Origin of the sequence: Dietzia sp. SL131, from assembly GCF_026672565.1 — a bacterium.
In the GTDB taxonomy this organism is placed as follows: domain Bacteria; phylum Actinomycetota; class Actinomycetes; order Mycobacteriales; family Mycobacteriaceae; genus Dietzia; species Dietzia kunjamensis.
Window position 1 is genome coordinate 1,899,772 of record NZ_JAPPRI010000003.1, and the last position, 15,499, is coordinate 1,915,270.

The window sequence follows — 15,499 nt, forward strand, 5'->3', positions numbered from 1 at the left end:
CGCGGGCCCAAAGGTCCGCAGAAGAAAAGGAACCTCAGATGAATCGAAAGAAGCTTGTGATCACCGCCGCTGCCGCCGCGGTCCTGCTGGGACTGTCCGCCTGCACCAGCGACGAGACCGACACGGCCAGCAAGACCACGACCGCCGTCGAGACCACTGCGACCAGCGGGAGTTCGACCACCGAGCAGGCAGAGGAATCAGCTCAGCATTCCGAGGCTGACGTGATGTTCGCCCAGATGATGATCCCCCACCATGAGCAAGCCATCGAGATGAGCGACATCATCTTGTCCAAGGATGATGTCCCCGCCGACGTCACCTCGCTGGCCGAGGAGATCAAGGCGGCCCAGGGGCCCGAGATCGCGCAGCTGACCGACTGGCTTGAGCAGTGGGGCGAGCCGACGCAGCCCGAAGGCATGGACATGGACATGGGCGGTGACCATGACATGGCGCAGATGGAGGGCATGCTCTCCGATGAGGAATTGCAGCAGTTGTCCGACGCTCCCGGCCCTGAGGCTGCCGAGTTGTTCCTTAACCAGATGATCGCCCACCACGAAGGTGCCGTGGCCATGGCCGAAGACCAGGTGGAGAACGGCACGTACCCGCCGGCTGTCGATCTGGCGCAAACCATCATCGACACCCAGCAGCAGGAAATCGACACCATGCGGCAGTTGCTTGACCCCATGTAGAAAACGAAGCCTTGTATACCCGGCGGGGTCGATGGCAGTCCGACCCCGCCGGAGACCGTCTGGGCATCAACACATTTTCTTGTCCCTGCCAGAAACGAGATACGCATTCATGCTTTCGCACCGAAAGCGGGCCTGGGCCTCAATAGCCATCCTTGCATCGGCTCTCATCGCGACCGCGTGTTCGAGCCCGCAGCAGACGCCAGCACCCGAATCCGGGGACGCCTCATCGACGGTCGGCACCGCATTAACACCCGCGCTTGACCATGTGCACGGACTCCACCTCGATGCTGAGGGCAGGGTGCTGGCCGGCACGCATACGGGGCTTTTCGTCCTCAACCCCGATGGCGCGACCACCCGCGTCGGCGACGCCGACGACGACTTCATGGGGCTCACAGGCGCGCCCGGGACGGATAACCTCTACGCCTCGGGCCATCCTGGCCCGTCAAGCTCCGCCCCCAATCCTCTCGGACTCATCGAGAGTGTCGACGGCGGCCAGTCGTGGGCGACGAAATCCCTCTCCGGCGAAGTCGACTTTCACGCCCTGACCACTGACGGAAACACCCTTGTCGGATTCGACACCGCCAACGGAATTCGAACGTCCACCGACTCGGGCGTCAGTTGGACCGACGGCATCGAGATAGCCGCGAGAGCATTGGCGATTACCGACGAGGGCATCTGGGCCACAACCGCAGGAGGCCTACAACTCAGCACCGACATCGGGCGCACATTCGCATCAGTACCAGCTGCTCCCGAACTCCTGCTGATATCTGCAGCCGAAGACGGCACCCTCTGGGGGATCGATACCGACGGCACCGCCTGGCGCAAGAACGTCAACGACGATGAGTGGCAGCAGGGACCAGTTGTCGGTGATGTCGAAGCCATCATCGCCGCGGACCAGGACACTGCCTACGCTGCTGATGGACGGTCATTTCATACATTAACGATTCCCTGAAACGTCGTCGGCGGCGCAAACCAAGGCCGACCGAAGACGGAATGGAAACTACCGGTCAGAACGCATACGAACTCGAGGGAGAAGTGGTGAGGAAAGAAGCGATGCTCGCAGGCGGAGCCGCACCAGAGCGCACACCGGCGAAACGGCTTGCCTCGGTCGCGGTGGCCTTGGTGGCCGCAGTAGGACTGAGCGCGTGCACGATCGGGGACACCGAGGACGCCTCGACGGCCGCTGCACCGAAAGAAGCCCCCGCCGCTGCGGCCGTCATTCACACCTCGTTCGAAGATGGGACAGTGGCCGCGACGCCGCGGGAACCGATCGTCTTGGATGTGACAGACGGTGCGTTCGACGATGTCACGGTCACAAACGAAGAAGGCCGCGAGGTCGAAGGCGAGTTCAACGCGGAACGCTCCCAGTGGCGCACCACCGAGACTCTGGGCTACAACCGGGATTACTCGATCGAGGCGAGCGCTACTAACGACGACGGTGAGACGATTACAGACTCGTCCTCGTTCAGCACCGTGGTCCCGAACTCGACCACCAGCGCGAGCCTGGTGACCGGTCAGGGCCACACGGTAGGTATCGCGCAGCCGGTCGCGGTGCGTTTCGAGTCCGCCGTCGGCGACCGTAAGGCCGTCCAGGACGCCATCGAGGTCACCACGACCCCCGCCGTCGAAGGAGCCTTCTACTGGGTGTCGCCCTCGGAGGTTCGCTGGCGCCCCGCCGAATTCTGGGCACCGGGCACCGAGGTCGACGTCGACGTCAACATCTACGGCACCGATATGGGCGAAGGCCTTTACGGAGCCCAGGACGCAAACAGCAACTTCACGATCGGCGACGAGGTCATCACCACGATCGACGACAACACCAAGACAATGACGACCCGAATCAATGGCGAGGTCGTCAGCAGTAGCCCGGTCTCACTAGGAAAGGCATCGACACCCACCCCGAACGGCACCTACTACATCGGCGACCGATACGAATCGCTCATCATGGATTCATCGACGTTTGGTGTGCCGGTCGACTCGGCCGACGGCTACCGGCTTTCAGTCAACTGGGCCACCCAGATGTCCTACAGCGGGATCTACGTCCATGCCGCCCCATGGTCCGTTGAACAACAGGGCTTCACCAACGTCAGTAACGGCTGTATCAATGTCACCGACGCCTACGCCAAGTCGTTCCAGAACAACAGCAACCGTGGCGACGTGGTCGAAGTCATCAATACCGTCGGACCAACACTTCCTGGGACCGACGGACTGGGCGACTGGAACATCCCGTGGGAGACCTGGCGTGCCGGAAATGCCGATCAGGCCTGAGGGGTCCAGTCACTATTCTGACCTCGACCAAAGGCCAGGCCAAAATCGTCCGGCGAGCACGGGAATAGCCAAAATGCACACTCTTCCGTGGTCATTGATCGACGTTTGAATTTCCTGACATTCGACGTTCATGGACGAGGGAGTCTCGCCGGATTCGTTTTTGGCGGCCCCACCGGCACAAACGAACAATGGCAGCCAGCAGGTGCGCAAGATGGTGCGCGACATCTGGTGCAACCAGCCGGTGGACGCGAATACGCCCGGAGCTAATACGCAGACCTTCCACTAAACGGGCCCTTCACTATGAAGGGCCACTAAACGATGCCGAGCTGTAGTTTCTGCGAACTCACCCTTCCCCAAATTTCCCCCATCTTCGAGGGCACGAGGGTTCTCCACCATGGTCTCGATCGTTCCAGCCTGTCCTGAGTGTCAGCTCGCCAGCGGAAATTCTTGATCAGACCTCCACCTGATCTCCACACAAATACGCGGGCGTACCGGCCAATGTGGAACTCGACCGGAAGGCAGGGGCGCGGTATGGAGTGGGCGAGTGTAACCGTGGTGGCCATTGGCCTGGGCGTGTTCTGGGCCAGCGTGCTCTGCCTCATTGTCGCCCTGACAGGGACCGCTCCCCAGGCGTGAGACACCCAGGGACCAATCGATGGGTGAGCCGGGTTCAACCACCTACCCCACATACCCCATAGGGGTATAATTGGAGGTGTTCCAGTGAGCACCAGCAACGAATATGAAGAGGAGAAGATGTCTATCCAGCCTCGCAGTAACCTTCCGTTGGAAGCGATCGCTGAATCCTGCACGTGCTGCTCCACACCCAGACCCTCGGTGCCGATGCCGATCCACGGTCTCCAGACCGACCGCCACGCCCCGCACCCGGCGCCACCACCCCCCAGACACCGGCGGGCCACACGCTCGGGACTGAGAAGTAGCGAAGGACGATCGCGATGATGTGGAACAACGGGATGGGTTCGGGAATGGGCTGGATGTGGATCTTCTGGCTCTTGGTCATTCTGGGCACGGTGGTGGTCACCGTCGTCCTGGCGAAAGCGTTCACCGGCGGCCGGGGCCAGACCGGAGGGCATGAGCATGTCAAAACCGGGGAACGCCCGCGCCAGCCGCGAGAGATCCTGGACGAACGCTACGCCCGTGGAGAGCTAACCACCGAGGAGTACCGGGAGCGACTACACACTCTGGGCGAGGGACGGCAGTGAGCGAGCTGACCCGACGGCAGCTCCTCGCACTGGGTTTGGCAGGGGCCGGCACCGCCGCCGTGGGCGGGGCCGGCCTGTGGTGGACCGTCAGTGAGGGCAACACCACGAACAGTGGTGGCTTCTCCGACGGTGGTGACGACCTTCTCGAGCCGGACGTGGTGGCCAGTCGGGACGGTGTGCTCGATCTGGAGTTGGTCGCCGCCCCCGCCCGGGTCAAGATCGGCGGGCGAAACGCAAACGTGCAGGCGTTCAACGGCACACTCCCAGGCCCCACCCTGCGCGTTCGGGGCGGAGACACGATCCGAGTGGCGATTGCCAACGAACTCGACACCCCGACCAACCTGCACGTACACGGGTTGCACGTCTCCCCCGAGGGCAATGGCGACAACCCCTTCGTCAGCATCTCCCCCGGCGAGTCCTTCGACTACGAAATCGTCCTGCCAAACGACCACCCGCCCGGGACTTTCTGGTACCACCCCCACCACCACGGCCATGTCGCTGACCAACTGGCGGCCGGACTCTACGGAGCGATCGTTGTTGAGGACCCCGAGCCGGTCCCGGTGTCCCGTGAGCGCACCTTGGTCGTCTCCGACATCACCCTCGACGGCACTGGCAACCCGGCTGCCGCGTCCCCGCCCGAGAAGATGATGGGCCGTCAAGGCGAGATAGTGATGGTCAACGGCCAGGTTCGGCCCCGGGCCACCGCTTCGCCGGGAGAGCGAGAGCAGTGGCGGATCGTCAACGCCTGCCCGTCCCGCTACCTGCGCCTGACCCTGGATGGTCAGTCTCTGCGCCTGCTCGGCCGTGACACCGGCCGCCTACCCGAACCTGTCGACCTCACCGAGGTGACGCTGGCTCCCGGAAACAGAGTCGAACTCCTGGTGGACGCTCGCCAGGGCACCTCCACTCTGCTCAGCATCCCGGTGGACCGCGGCGCCATGCCTGGCATGATGGGCGGACCCATGGCCGGTGCGTTCCCGGCGGACGACGAGCCGATCGGTCTGCTCACGCTGGACGTGACTGGGCCCCCGGCGGACGAACCCGATCCCGTGCCCGCAGGACCGGCCCTGCGGGACCTGCGCACCGCACCGGTAACTGCCCGTCGAACCCTGGAATTCGCCATGGGCATGGGCATGGGCCGTGGGATGCGCGGAGCCGAATCGATGATGTCGTTCACCATCAACGGCCGACAGTTCGACGCCGACCGAAACGACATCACGGTCCGCGCCAGAACTGTGGAGGAATGGACCCTGACCAACACCAGCCCCATGGACCACCCAATGCACCTGCACGTGTGGCCCATGCAAGTCCTCGACGACGGCGAGTCACCCACCTGGCAGGACGTGGTCAACATTCCGGCCTTCGGCCGCGTCACCATCCGCGTGGCCTTCGACGACATCGTCGGCCGCACCGTCTACCACTGTCACATCCTCGACCACGAGGACCTCGGCATGATGGGCACGATCCTGGCCCGCTGAACTCGGCGCACCCGACCGCAAGCACACCGCCAACCCCGCCCGACGAGAAGAAAGTACGGTACCGCATGGATCGCAGCGCCCAGTCCTCGAACTCACTGACCCTCACTGGATCCGTTGCGCTCGGGACGGGGGTGATGATCGGGGCGGGCATTTTCGCCCTGGTAGGGCAGGTCGCCGAGCTGGCCGGGGGGTGGATGCCGTGGGCCTTCCTTGCCGGGGCAGTGGTGGTGGCCTTCAGCTCCTACTCCTACATCCGCTACTCAGCCACCAACCCTTCCTCGGGCGGAATCGCGATGCAACTCAAAGCCGCGTATGGACCCGGGGTCGTGGCTGGCTCGGTTTCGCTGTTCATGTACGTGTCGATGATCCTCGCCGAGTCCCTTCTCGGCCGAACCTTCGGTACCTACATGCTGCGACCGTTCGGGATGCAGGACTCCGACGTGTGGGTCCCGGTGCTGGCCGTCCTCGCCATCGCCGGCGCCGCACTGGTGAACCTGGTGGGCAACCAACTAGTGGAGCGCTCTGCCACGGTCACCGCAGCGCTCAAGATCGTCGGCATCGCGGTGCTGGCGATCGCGGGAATCCTCGCCGCGGGACTCTCCTCCCTGCCCCGGCTCATTACCGCCGCTGGACGCACGCCACCAGACCAGGGATGGGTGGGCTTTCTCGCCGGTGTCACCCTATGCATCCTGGCGTACAAGGGGTTCACCACGATCACCAACCACGGCGGGGATCTGAAGAACCCCAAGCGCAATATCGGCCGCTCAATCATTATTTCCATCGCCCTGTGCACGGCGCTCTATCTATTGATCACCGTCGCAGTCACTGCGAGCCTGACCGTGCCAGAGATCATCGAGGCCCGCGACTACGCACTGGCCGAAGCAGCCCAGCCGATGTTCGGCGACTGGGGCATGAGAATAACCGTGCTTATCGCGGTGGTCGCCACACTGTCTGGACTGATCGCGAGCCTATTCTCAGTCTCGAAGCTCTACGACATGCTCCGAGAAATGGGCCAAGCCCCGGGCCTGCCCGGCCGGCCAGGACATCAGTCGCTCTACATCACCGCCGGGCTGGCGATCGTGATGGCCGCCTTCTTCGACCTCTCCCAGATCGCCTCCCTTGGCGCTATCTTGTATTTGGCCATGGACATTGCCATCCACTTCGGGATCATCCGCCGTCTCAAAAACGACGTCGCCGCCAACTCCTGGATCCCGTTGCTCGCGATCATCCTTGACCTCGCGGTACTGGTGCCCTTCCTGCTCACCAAGAGCCAATCGGACCCGTTCACCCTCGTCATCACCGCGCTAGTGGCCCTAGCCATCGTCCTCGCCCAGTGGCTCGCCGTGCGACACCACCAACACCAGTGAGAACACAGAGCACACCAGAGACTCCAACCAACCCAGCGCGATTCAGGCCGCACGACGCGCGTCCGCTGAGCGCGTTGAGGCGCGCATCTCCCCACACTTGTGGCACACGCCGTACCGGCTTCGCCGAACCTTCACGTGAAGGACAGTTCGTCCTTCACAAACACTTGGCAGATTGGGGGTGTACCGATCAATGGTCCCGTGCACTCGGGGCTGGATCGAGCACCCAGGAGGAAACGATGCAGGCGAGATGGAGTATCAACATCACCCCTATCGAAAGGGGCGCTCGCATCGTGTTGGGTCTTCTCGGTGTCGTTGGCGGAGGAATTCTGCTCAGCCAGGCGGACTCCACGGGCGCGGTGATCGTGGAGCTGTTGTTGATCGTGGCTGGTCTGGACCTGATCGTCACTGGTGGGACCGGGCACTGTCCACTGTACAAAAAATTGGGCCGCCTCCCGCTTCGGAAAGGACACCCCTCATGAGCGAGCAATCACCCCAGGAGCGACGGCGCCAGCCACTAGACGCGCCCCCTGATCAGCCCCCCGTTGCGGGGTCGGCTTCCCCCTACAGCGATGGGCCTCTGGAAGAGCAGTACCCGCCCGAGCCCTCGAAGCCCGGACGCTCCGGTCATCGTTGGATGATGCTCGCGTGTTGTGTCCCGATGAGTATTTGAGGGTTTGGGAGCCACTGGATATTGAGGTTGGGAGCCACCGTTATTGGCTTTGAGAGCCGGTGGCCGATGGGGTCGGAGCCACCGGCTCCCGTGCGCGGTCCCGTGGGGTTAATTCACGGCGGTGTGTTCGCGCATGTTGAAGGTGCCGGTCTCGATCCAGAGGGTGTTGTGGACGATACGGTCCATGATGGCGTCGGCGTGTACGGCGGAGCCGAGGCGCTGGTGCCAGTCCTTCTGCGCGTACTGCGTGCAGAACACCGTCGAGGCGTTCCCATAGCGGCGCTCGAGGAGTTCGAGCAGCATGCTGCGCATGCCCTCGTCGGGCGGGTCGAGGAGCCATTCATCGAGCACAAGCAACGTGAAGGCGGCGTACTTCTTCAAGAACGTCGTCTTGCCATTCGGCTTGTCCTGCGCCAACGCCCACGCCTCGGCCAGGTCCGGCATCCGAATGTAGTGCGCCCGGATCCGGTGGGTGCAGGCCTGTTTGGCCAGGGCGCAGCCGAGGTAGGACTTTCCGGAGCCGGTGAAGCCCTGGAATACGACGTTCTGGTGCCGGTCGATGAACGAGCAGGCGCCGAGCTGGGCGATCACGCCCTGGTCCAGTCCGCGCTCGTGGAGCATATCCAGCCGCCGCAGGTCGGCGTTCGGATAGCGCAGGCCGGCTCGCCGGATCAGCCCCTCGACCTTGGCGTGGGTGTACGTGGAGTGGGCCTCGTCGACGACGATCTTGACCTGGTCCTCGAACCCCATTCCCAGCATGAGGGTCTCGTCGCGGGCCTCGAACGCCTCCAGCATCGCGGTGGCGCCCATCTCGCGTAGCTTGCGGCGGGTCTCGGGATCGAGCCTGGTCATCGGGCACCTCCTGCCGCGTAGTAGTCGGCCCCACGCACATATCCGCCGGCGTCCTGGGCGGGCCGGTCCTGGCTGGCCCTGCCGGTCGGTGGTGCGGGTTTGTCCTGACCTGTTTCCAGGATCGGACGCAGGTGGGCGTACCGCGGGGAGCGGATCGGCCCGGCCAACGCGATCCGGCACGCAGCCTCGACCCGCTCGGCCGAATAGCGGCGGGTCAACCGCAGCACCGCCAGAGCGGGGTTGATGCCCTGCTCGGCGACGGGCACCGATTCAAAGATCCGATCGGTCACGACCAGCGCCGAGGGGCCGACTCGTTCGGCCCATTCGCGGACCCTGCTCTGGTCCCACTGCCGGTATTTCGGCCCGGTCGGCATGTCCGCATCGTTCGTGCGGTAGGCGTTGACCACGGTCTCGGGCCACAGCACGTGGCTCGATAGCCGCTGGTGACCGCGGTGCACCTCGAGCAGCGACTCGGTGATCCTCAGGTCGACCTTGGCGCCCACGTGCGGGTACGGCACGGAGTAGTAGTTACGGGCGAACGACACGTGCCCGTTGCGCCCGACCTTCCGGCCGTAGACCCAGCGACTGATCTCGTACCCGGTGGCCGGCAACGGCCGCAGCAGCTCCTTCTCCTCCGAGGTGAACACGCTGCCCCGTGAGCCTGCTCGTTTCTGGAACGGCTCGGCGTTGTACGCCTCGAGCTGACCGGAGATCGCCGACTTGAGCTCAGGCAGCGTCGCGAACTGCCGCGCCCGCAGGGCGGCGATGACCCACGTGGCCACGTGCGCCACGGTGTTCTCCACGCTCGCCTTGTCCTTGGGCTTGCGCACCCGGCCAGGCAGGACCGCGGCCGAATAATGAGCGGCCATCTCCCGGTAGGCGTCATTGAGGACGATCTCGCCCTCGCGGGGATGTGTGATCACGCCGGTCTTGAGGTTGTCGCACGCGATGCGCGGCACTGACCCGCCGAAGAACTCGAACATCGCCACGTGGGCCCGTAGCCAGGTGTCCTGCTTCATGTCCAATGTCGGTTCGACGAAGGCGTACCGGGAGAACGGCAGGCACGCCACGAACAGATACACCCGCCTCGCCTGGCCAGTGACGGGGTCGGTCAGCTGCATCGTCGGGCCAGACCAGTCCACCTCGACGGTCTGCCCGGCCTTGTGCCCGACCCGAGAGGCCAACCCAGCGACCAGTACATGCTGCTGGTACTGCTTACAGAACCGGTCGTACCCCATCGCCGGCGAACCCGAGCCCGCGCACCGGTCGATGTACTCGCCGTGCAAAAGCTTCATCGTCACCCCGACCCGGGCCATCTCCCGATGCACTTCAGCCCAGTCGGGCTCGGCGAACACGCTCTCGCGTGCTCACCCCGGCCCGGGAACAACAGCGAGTACACCTCGCCGTCCGGTAGATCTGCGACATCGTCCCAGCCGAGCTTGGCGGCATCGGCGGCCTCCAGCACCGCAGCGACGCTGTTGCGTGAGATCTGCTGCGAGGCCGCGATCGCCCGCCCCGACAGGCCCTCGGCCCGCAACTGCAAGACGAGTTTCGCCTTGATCTTCCTTACCATTGGGAACTGCTCCTTCCGCCAGGTGCCCGTTACACCCAGCGGGAGGAGCCTAAGAAGGTGGCTCCGAACGCGAATAACAGTGGCTCCGACGACGTCCAAACCGTCAAGCAGCTACCGGCTCCCAGACCCAATACGACTGGCCCTCAGAAGAGCGAATACTCACCGATGCTCGTTCTTGTCGGGGTCCTGCTGGTGACCGGGGTCGCAGGCACCGGAGTGATCGTGTTTGGCGCGCTGTGCGTGGCGATGATGGGCCTGATGATGTTCGCAATGCCCGGTGGCCACGGCCATTAACCCGCCACTACACGCTCCTGGGATCCATCAGCCCGATGATTGCCGCTGCGGCGATGGCATTGTCCTCCCTGTCGGTCGTGGTCAACGCCAACCGACTCCGGGGCTTCACTGCCGAACGGGCCGCTGATGACACCGCGGTGTCGCTCGCCTCCGAACCTGTGGTGGAAGTCGGCGACGACCGCCACGATCCTGGATCAGAGCCAACTCCCCATGCCACTGACCCGGTATGCGGCATGAGCGTGGACCCGGCCTTTGCCACTGCCAGCGCCACCCACGAGGGCCACACCTACTACTTCTGTTCCGGCCACTGCGCGAGAGTATTCGACACCCGACCCACAGACTTCGCCGCCACCACCGAGCGAGGAAGCGCCCCGCCGCAATGACCTCCACCAGAGATGCTCTCCTCCAGACGCGAGCACTAACTCGCACTGACCCGATCAGATCCTCAATTTCGACCATATTTCGCCCTGCCGGTTGCTCCCGGTGGGGATGAGCAATCACACCAGAACTGACCTTGCGGTCAGGAGGAGGGGTTCATGACTCACGGACACGGAGGCCACAGTTACACGGACGGTGCGCGCGGCCCTGGGTGGGGACTGGCCATCTCGGCGTGGCTGACGGGAATTTACTTCTTCATTGAAATTAGCATCGGGTTATGGACCGGTTCGGTCGCGGTGATCTCAGATGCCTTCCACACTTTCTCGGCCGTCGGTGGCGTACTGGTGGCCATCATTGCTGCACGGCTCGCTCGCCGGCCAGCAGATGAAGACCGCAGCTTCGGCTGGTATCGCGCGGAAATTGTCGGCGCATTGGTCAACGGCGGTTTCCTGCTGGTGATGGCGCTGGTAGTGATCGTGATGGGCGGGATGCGGCTAACTGCCCCGATCGACCTGTCCACTACGCCGATGTTGTGGGCAGCCGCGGGCGGTTTGCTCACTGAAGTCATCTCGTTGGGTCTGATATGGAAACAAAGTCGCACTGATCTGAACGTCCGCGGCGCACTGTGGCACATTCTTCAGACCTTTGTGGGCAGCCTCCTGATCATCGTCACCGCACTCGTGATCCGCTTTACCGGTTTCTTGCTGATCGACCCACTCTTGGGCATTGCTTTCGGTGTGGTATTGCTGTGGGCGAGCTGGGGCATCTTGCGGGATGCTGCCCATCTACTGATGGCGGGCACACCGACCGACCTCAGCCTTCCCGAGATCACGGCAGCACTGGAGGACACCGAGGGGGTCCAAGGGGTGCACCACGTTCACGCGTCAGCACTGACCAGCGGACGCTATATCTTCTCCGGACACCTTCGAGTGGTCGAGGGCGCCGATCCACAAACCGTCCTGCAAACAGCCTCCACTGTGCTCGAAAACAAGTTCGGGTTCTTCTTCACCACCTTGCAAGTGGAGACCGGCCACCTTGATGAGGCTGGCGCCGAAGCGATCGACATCACGCGGCCCGCGCCGAAAAATAGAACATGAAGGCGCTACTGCTGCTGGCTTTGATCACCGTGTCTGAAGCGACTATCGGCGTATTTGTCAAGCTTAGCGACGGGTTGATTCCCGTCCAGACGCTGACGTTTTACGCGATGGCCTTCGCGGCGGTGTTTCTGTTCATTGCGCGGGCACTGGCGAGCCGGGAATGGCCCCGGTTCCCGCGCGGGAACGTAAAGGACACGGTCATCATCGGCGCGCTGATCGCGGCCCAGGGCGGAGTGTTCAACTACGCCATGACGTTGGTGTGTTTGGGACGCCTTTCGGAAAGCGCGGTTCTGATGATCGGGTAGCGGTCGGACGGGTATCGGATAGCGGAGTTCACCCGTCCGACCGCTGGGCCGCTATGGCGTTGCCGTGGCGAGGTGTCGTCTCATGTTCGGGCCGTCGAGGGCGATGATCTCGGCGCCGGCGACGATCCGGTTGAGGATCGATTCGGCGATGACCGCGTCTTGGAGCGACTTGTACCAATCTGGCGGATCGAACTGCGAGGTCACCAGCGTCGAGCCCCGCCCCTCCCGAGCGGCAAGGATGTTGAGCAGCTCCGCCGCGGTGTGCGGGGCCACCGGCGTGGTCAGGAAATCGTCCAGCACTAGCAGGTCGCAGTTGTGCAGATCAGTGAGGAAGTCCAGCCTGCGCTGCGAGGTCGGCTCCAGCACGGCGAGCCGGTTGGCCAGGTCGTCGAGCCGGAAGAACCTCGCGGTGTAGTACTTTCGGCACGCGGCATTGAGAAGCGCCTGGGCGAGGTAGGTCTTGCCCACGCTGGATTGGCCGAGCACGACGAGATTGCGAGTGGCGTCGATCCATTGACAGCTGGAAAGTCGTGCGATTAGCTCGCGGTTGACGTTGCGGTCAGGCAGGTAGCGGATCTCTTCTACGCAGGCGTCAGGGTTTGGCGATCTGGAGGCCTTGAGTAGTTTCTGGGTCCGGCGTTCCTGCCTGGCCGTGATCTCTTTGTCCAGGGCGTGGAAGATCTTCTCCGAGAAGGTCCACTCGTCGCAGGCGGGATCGTTGGCCAGGTCAATGACGGTCTGGCCGAACGCGGTCATCCGCAGCTGCGTGAACAGCGGCATGTCGGCGTCGGTGAGATGACGATCAGTCACTGCAGCTCCTCCTGCCCCGCAGTGCCGCTGCTCGGGCCTCCGGTGAGGGCGGCGAGGCTGAACTGCTCGGGCCCGGCCAGATGCGCCCCGGTGGTATCTCGCCGACCCGGCGGCGGCTCCAGCCGGTCCGTCGTAGCCGCCACCGCCGGCTGCGTGGTGGTGGGCCGGGCGGCGGCCTGGGTCCTCAGGGCCGCCAGCTGCTGCTTGACGGCGGTGTAGCTGATCGCCCGGCGTGAGGTCTCGGAGACGAGTTGGCCACAGGCCCGCTCGAGCAGCATCTTGTTGTCCCCGCGGGCCAGGGCGAGGATGTTCTGGCACGAACGGTAGCCCTGAGCCTCGATCCGCTGGCGATCCAGGACCTCACTGATCGCAGCCACGGTGTGCGGTCCGATCTTGTGGGCCTGGCGCACGAAATACGCCCGCGACCACAGGTCCGATGACTGCAGATGCTGCGCGGGAACATGGTCGGGATCGGTGACGAAGGCGTGCCGCCTACCGGAGACGGTGTGGGAGGCGATGATCTCGCCGCCAGCCATGACCACCAGTGTGGGGCCGGTGATCTTCACGTCGACGTGCTGGCCGGTGAAGGTGTAGGGCACCGAGTACTTCACCGTGGCGATCTCCACGTGATAGTCCCGGTTGACCTTGGACTTCTTCCAGATGACCGGCTGCCAGCGGACCTCGGGCAGAGCGATCAGCTCCGACTGCTCGTGCTCGGTGAACAGCTCGCGGCGGCTGGTCTTCTGGCCGCGGAACGGGATCCGGTCGTTGATCGCCTCCACCTCGGCGGCGATCGCCTCGTTCAGATCGTCCAGGCTGGCGAAGCGCCGATCGGCCAGCCGTCCGATCACCCAGTTCGTCACCACCTTCACCCCGGCCTCGACGTTGCCCTTGTCCGTCGGGCGCACCGGCCGAGTGGGCACGGCGGCGGTGTGGTGGTACTCGAGGAAGTCACGGTATTCACGGTTGACCTCGCGGGCCCGGTCGCCGCGGGCGATCTGGTTCGATGCCGTCGAGGCGTTGTCCGGGACGATCACTTGCGCCGCGCCGCCGAAGTACTCGAAGGCCTGCAGGTGCGCGTCGAGCCAGTTCGCCATCTTCTCGTCCACGCAGCCGCACGCGAAGACCATCCCCGAGTACGGCAGCGACGCAACGAACACCGAGACCGTGGTCTTGGTACCGAGGACGGGGTCGAAGATCGCCATCTTTGTGCCCGCCCAGTCGACCTGCATCGTGTGCCCGGGCACGTGCGCGATCCGCATCGTCAGCTCGTTGACCTCGACGTACTCGCCGACGATCTGGCAGAACCGCTGATAGCTGTAGTGCCGCTGCCCCGGCGATCCGTCGCTGTCGAGGTAGTTGGCCCACAGCACCCGCAGCGGCAGCTTGTTCTTGCCCGTGCGCTTCTTCACGGTCGCCGCCACGTCGAAGGCGACGAACTCCTTCGACGGCGTCTTGCGCCCATCTGCGAACAAGACGTCGATCTCCTCGCCGCTGAGCGCCTCGACCTGGCTCGTGGCGGTCAACCCGTGCTCGTGGCAGACCTTCTTCGCCTTCGCGACAGTGCGATGCGAGCAACCCGCGATCGCCTCGATGTCCCGGTAGGACCTGTCCTGCAGCAGTAGCGACATCACCAATCGGTAATCAGTCACCCGTGCCTCCTGTTCGGATCCACGCGCAGCCTTGTTGCCACGCGTAGAACCGACACGAGCACACGAGGACCGGCACCGCTATCCGATGCTCATACTCGCGCTACCCGATCATCAGAACCCTGCTTTCCGAAGCACGTCCCTAACAGTTGGTGCCCATCGCCAATGCGGTGATATTCTGGAGTATTGCCCCGTTCTTCGTGTTCATTTTTTCTGCACTGTTTCTTGGCGAGAAGGCGCACAAGCGCTACATCGGGATTTTCGTCATTGCGTTGGCCGGTATCGCCGTGGCTAACCCGCTCAGCGGCGGTCACACCCTGGGCAATCTTGTGGCGTTGGCAACCGGGGCGATCTATGCGGCGATGATCACCTACATGCGTTATGAGGGCAAGACCGAGACGGGTAACGACATAGCCTGGTCGCTCCTGGCCGCGGCACTGGTGCTGTCGCCCTCGCTGCTGCTCGTCGGGCCCGGCAAGGTCTCAGCCACAATCTCCTATCCCGGGCTAGGTATCTCCGTGCCGGTGATGCTTTGGGTGGGGGGTTTGGGCGTGATTTCCACAGGATTCGCCAATTTCGGCATCTCCATCGTTTTGAAAGTTCTCAACGCCAATGTTTACTCGCTGGTCGATATCATTGTCTCCCCTGTGGTAGCCACGACATTGGGGTATCTGGTCTTCGCCGAAGTTCCGGCGCGGAGCACGATTTACGGGGCTGTACTGCTGCTCGGCGCCGGATTCTGGTTGACACGGGAGATGTCGCGGGGGGCAGAAAATCGAGCCGCGCACCCCTGTCAAATTGCCTCCCACCACACTTGAGAGTCCAGGGGTTCGTGCACGAGGTGAACCACGA

At 63.8% G+C, this 15,499-nt stretch carries 16 protein-coding genes and 1 pseudogene; 13 read left to right on the forward strand and 4 right to left on the reverse strand.

All coding sequences use genetic code 11. From position 1 onward, the window contains the following. Positions 1 to 38: 38 nt before the first annotated feature. From OVA21_RS09695 to OVA21_RS09730, 8 genes are all read left to right on the forward strand, one after another. The gene (locus tag OVA21_RS09695) at positions 39 to 686 is read left to right on the forward strand and encodes a DUF305 domain-containing protein (RefSeq protein ID WP_268092348.1); all 648 of its coding nucleotides are present in this window, start codon (positions 39 to 41) and stop codon (positions 684 to 686) included. A 109-nt stretch (positions 687 to 795) separates the two neighbouring features. Beyond that, positions 796 to 1,638 carry a F510_1955 family glycosylhydrolase gene (locus OVA21_RS09700; RefSeq protein ID WP_240341484.1) on the forward strand — a complete coding sequence of 281 codons (843 nt, stop codon included), beginning with the start codon at positions 796 to 798 and terminating at the stop codon, positions 1,636 to 1,638. Between the two features lie 101 nt (positions 1,639 to 1,739). Then, the gene (locus tag OVA21_RS09705; RefSeq protein WP_442778950.1) at positions 1,740 to 2,954 is read left to right on the forward strand and encodes a L,D-transpeptidase; all 1,215 of its coding nucleotides are present in this window, start codon (positions 1,740 to 1,742) and stop codon (positions 2,952 to 2,954) included. Positions 2,955 to 3,084: 130 nt separating this feature from the next. Then, positions 3,085 to 3,240 carry a hypothetical protein gene (locus OVA21_RS09710; protein WP_156523497.1) on the forward strand — a complete coding sequence of 52 codons (156 nt, stop codon included), beginning with the start codon at positions 3,085 to 3,087 and terminating at the stop codon, positions 3,238 to 3,240. A 667-nt stretch (positions 3,241 to 3,907) separates the two neighbouring features. Further along, positions 3,908 to 4,174, forward strand: a complete 267-nt coding sequence (locus OVA21_RS09715; protein WP_003862069.1) for an SHOCT domain-containing protein — start codon at positions 3,908 to 3,910, stop codon at positions 4,172 to 4,174. Then, the gene (locus OVA21_RS09720) at positions 4,171 to 5,652 is read left to right on the forward strand and encodes a multicopper oxidase family protein (RefSeq protein ID WP_096905124.1); all 1,482 of its coding nucleotides are present in this window, start codon (positions 4,171 to 4,173) and stop codon (positions 5,650 to 5,652) included. The genes OVA21_RS09715 and OVA21_RS09720 overlap by 4 nt, the downstream gene beginning before the upstream one ends. A gap of 65 nt (positions 5,653 to 5,717) precedes the next feature. Continuing rightward, positions 5,718 to 7,019 carry an APC family permease gene (locus OVA21_RS09725; protein ID WP_096905123.1) on the forward strand — a complete coding sequence of 434 codons (1,302 nt, stop codon included), beginning with the start codon at positions 5,718 to 5,720 and terminating at the stop codon, positions 7,017 to 7,019. A 236-nt stretch (positions 7,020 to 7,255) separates the two neighbouring features. Further along, a complete protein-coding gene (locus OVA21_RS09730) occupies positions 7,256 to 7,498 on the forward strand; it encodes a YgaP family membrane protein (protein WP_076599981.1) in 243 nt (80 codons plus the stop codon). 299 nt (positions 7,499 to 7,797) lie between these two features. On the opposite strand, the gene OVA21_RS09735 is transcribed toward OVA21_RS09730, so the two are convergent. After that, on the reverse strand, positions 7,798 to 8,541 hold the full coding sequence (locus tag OVA21_RS09735; RefSeq protein WP_268092351.1) for an ATP-binding protein: 744 nt from the start codon (positions 8,539 to 8,541) through the stop codon (positions 7,798 to 7,800). After that, positions 8,538 to 10,114 (reverse strand): annotated as a pseudogene (gene istA, locus OVA21_RS09740) (IS21 family transposase). Before istA (OVA21_RS09740) ends, OVA21_RS09735 begins: the two are co-directional and overlap by 4 nt. 57 nt (positions 10,115 to 10,171) lie before the next feature. On the opposite strand from istA (OVA21_RS09740), the gene OVA21_RS09745 reads away from it, so the two are divergent. The 4 genes from OVA21_RS09745 (at position 10,172) to OVA21_RS09760 (ending at position 12,188) form a co-directional block, all read left to right on the forward strand. After that, the gene (locus OVA21_RS09745; RefSeq protein ID WP_268092352.1) at positions 10,172 to 10,408 is read left to right on the forward strand and encodes a hypothetical protein; all 237 of its coding nucleotides are present in this window, start codon (positions 10,172 to 10,174) and stop codon (positions 10,406 to 10,408) included. Positions 10,409 to 10,443: 35 nt separating this feature from the next. Further along, complete coding sequence (locus tag OVA21_RS09750) at positions 10,444 to 10,791, forward strand: YHS domain-containing protein (RefSeq protein ID WP_096907174.1); 348 nt, start codon at positions 10,444 to 10,446, stop codon at positions 10,789 to 10,791. A 153-nt stretch (positions 10,792 to 10,944) separates the two neighbouring features. After that, a complete protein-coding gene (locus OVA21_RS09755; protein WP_096907173.1) occupies positions 10,945 to 11,883 on the forward strand; it encodes a cation diffusion facilitator family transporter in 939 nt (312 codons plus the stop codon). Continuing rightward, positions 11,880 to 12,188, forward strand: coding sequence for a hypothetical protein (locus tag OVA21_RS09760; protein ID WP_268092354.1), 309 nt, complete (start codon positions 11,880 to 11,882; stop codon positions 12,186 to 12,188). The genes OVA21_RS09755 and OVA21_RS09760 overlap by 4 nt, the downstream gene beginning before the upstream one ends. A gap of 51 nt (positions 12,189 to 12,239) precedes the next feature. Here OVA21_RS09760 and OVA21_RS09765 read toward each other — a convergent pair whose 3' ends face one another. Continuing rightward, complete coding sequence (locus OVA21_RS09765) at positions 12,240 to 12,998, reverse strand: ATP-binding protein (RefSeq protein ID WP_007633699.1); 759 nt, start codon at positions 12,996 to 12,998, stop codon at positions 12,240 to 12,242. Then, a complete protein-coding gene (gene istA / locus OVA21_RS09770; protein ID WP_247848311.1) occupies positions 12,995 to 14,650 on the reverse strand; it encodes an IS21 family transposase in 1,656 nt (551 codons plus the stop codon). Before istA (OVA21_RS09770) ends, OVA21_RS09765 begins: the two co-directional genes overlap by 4 nt. Before the next feature lie 149 nt (positions 14,651 to 14,799). On the opposite strand from istA (OVA21_RS09770), the gene OVA21_RS09775 reads away from it, so the two are divergent. Beyond that, positions 14,800 to 15,465, forward strand: a complete 666-nt coding sequence (locus OVA21_RS09775; protein WP_268092355.1) for a DMT family transporter — start codon at positions 14,800 to 14,802, stop codon at positions 15,463 to 15,465. Positions 15,466 to 15,499 lie beyond the last annotated feature (34 nt).

Bases quoted from the DNA above. Each gene is read 5' to 3' on its own strand.
- OVA21_RS09695 (WP_268092348.1), top strand. From the start codon at position 39: ATGAATCGAAAGAAGCTTGTGATCACCGCCGCTGCCGCCGCGGTCCTG.
- OVA21_RS09700 (WP_240341484.1), top strand. From the start codon at position 796: ATGCTTTCGCACCGAAAGCGGGCCTGGGCCTCAATAGCCATCCTTGCA.
- OVA21_RS09705 (WP_442778950.1), top strand. From the start codon at position 1,740: ATGCTCGCAGGCGGAGCCGCACCAGAGCGCACACCGGCGAAACGGCTT.
- OVA21_RS09710 (WP_156523497.1), top strand. From the start codon at position 3,085: ATGGACGAGGGAGTCTCGCCGGATTCGTTTTTGGCGGCCCCACCGGCA.
- OVA21_RS09715 (WP_003862069.1), top strand. From the start codon at position 3,908: ATGATGTGGAACAACGGGATGGGTTCGGGAATGGGCTGGATGTGGATC.
- OVA21_RS09725 (WP_096905123.1), top strand. From the start codon at position 5,718: ATGGATCGCAGCGCCCAGTCCTCGAACTCACTGACCCTCACTGGATCC.
- OVA21_RS09730 (WP_076599981.1), top strand. From the start codon at position 7,256: ATGCAGGCGAGATGGAGTATCAACATCACCCCTATCGAAAGGGGCGCT.
- OVA21_RS09735 (WP_268092351.1), bottom strand. From the start codon at position 8,541: ATGACCAGGCTCGATCCCGAGACCCGCCGCAAGCTACGCGAGATGGGC.
- OVA21_RS09750 (WP_096907174.1), top strand. From the start codon at position 10,444: ATGATTGCCGCTGCGGCGATGGCATTGTCCTCCCTGTCGGTCGTGGTC.
- OVA21_RS09755 (WP_096907173.1), top strand. From the start codon at position 10,945: ATGACTCACGGACACGGAGGCCACAGTTACACGGACGGTGCGCGCGGC.
- OVA21_RS09760 (WP_268092354.1), top strand. From the start codon at position 11,880: ATGAAGGCGCTACTGCTGCTGGCTTTGATCACCGTGTCTGAAGCGACT.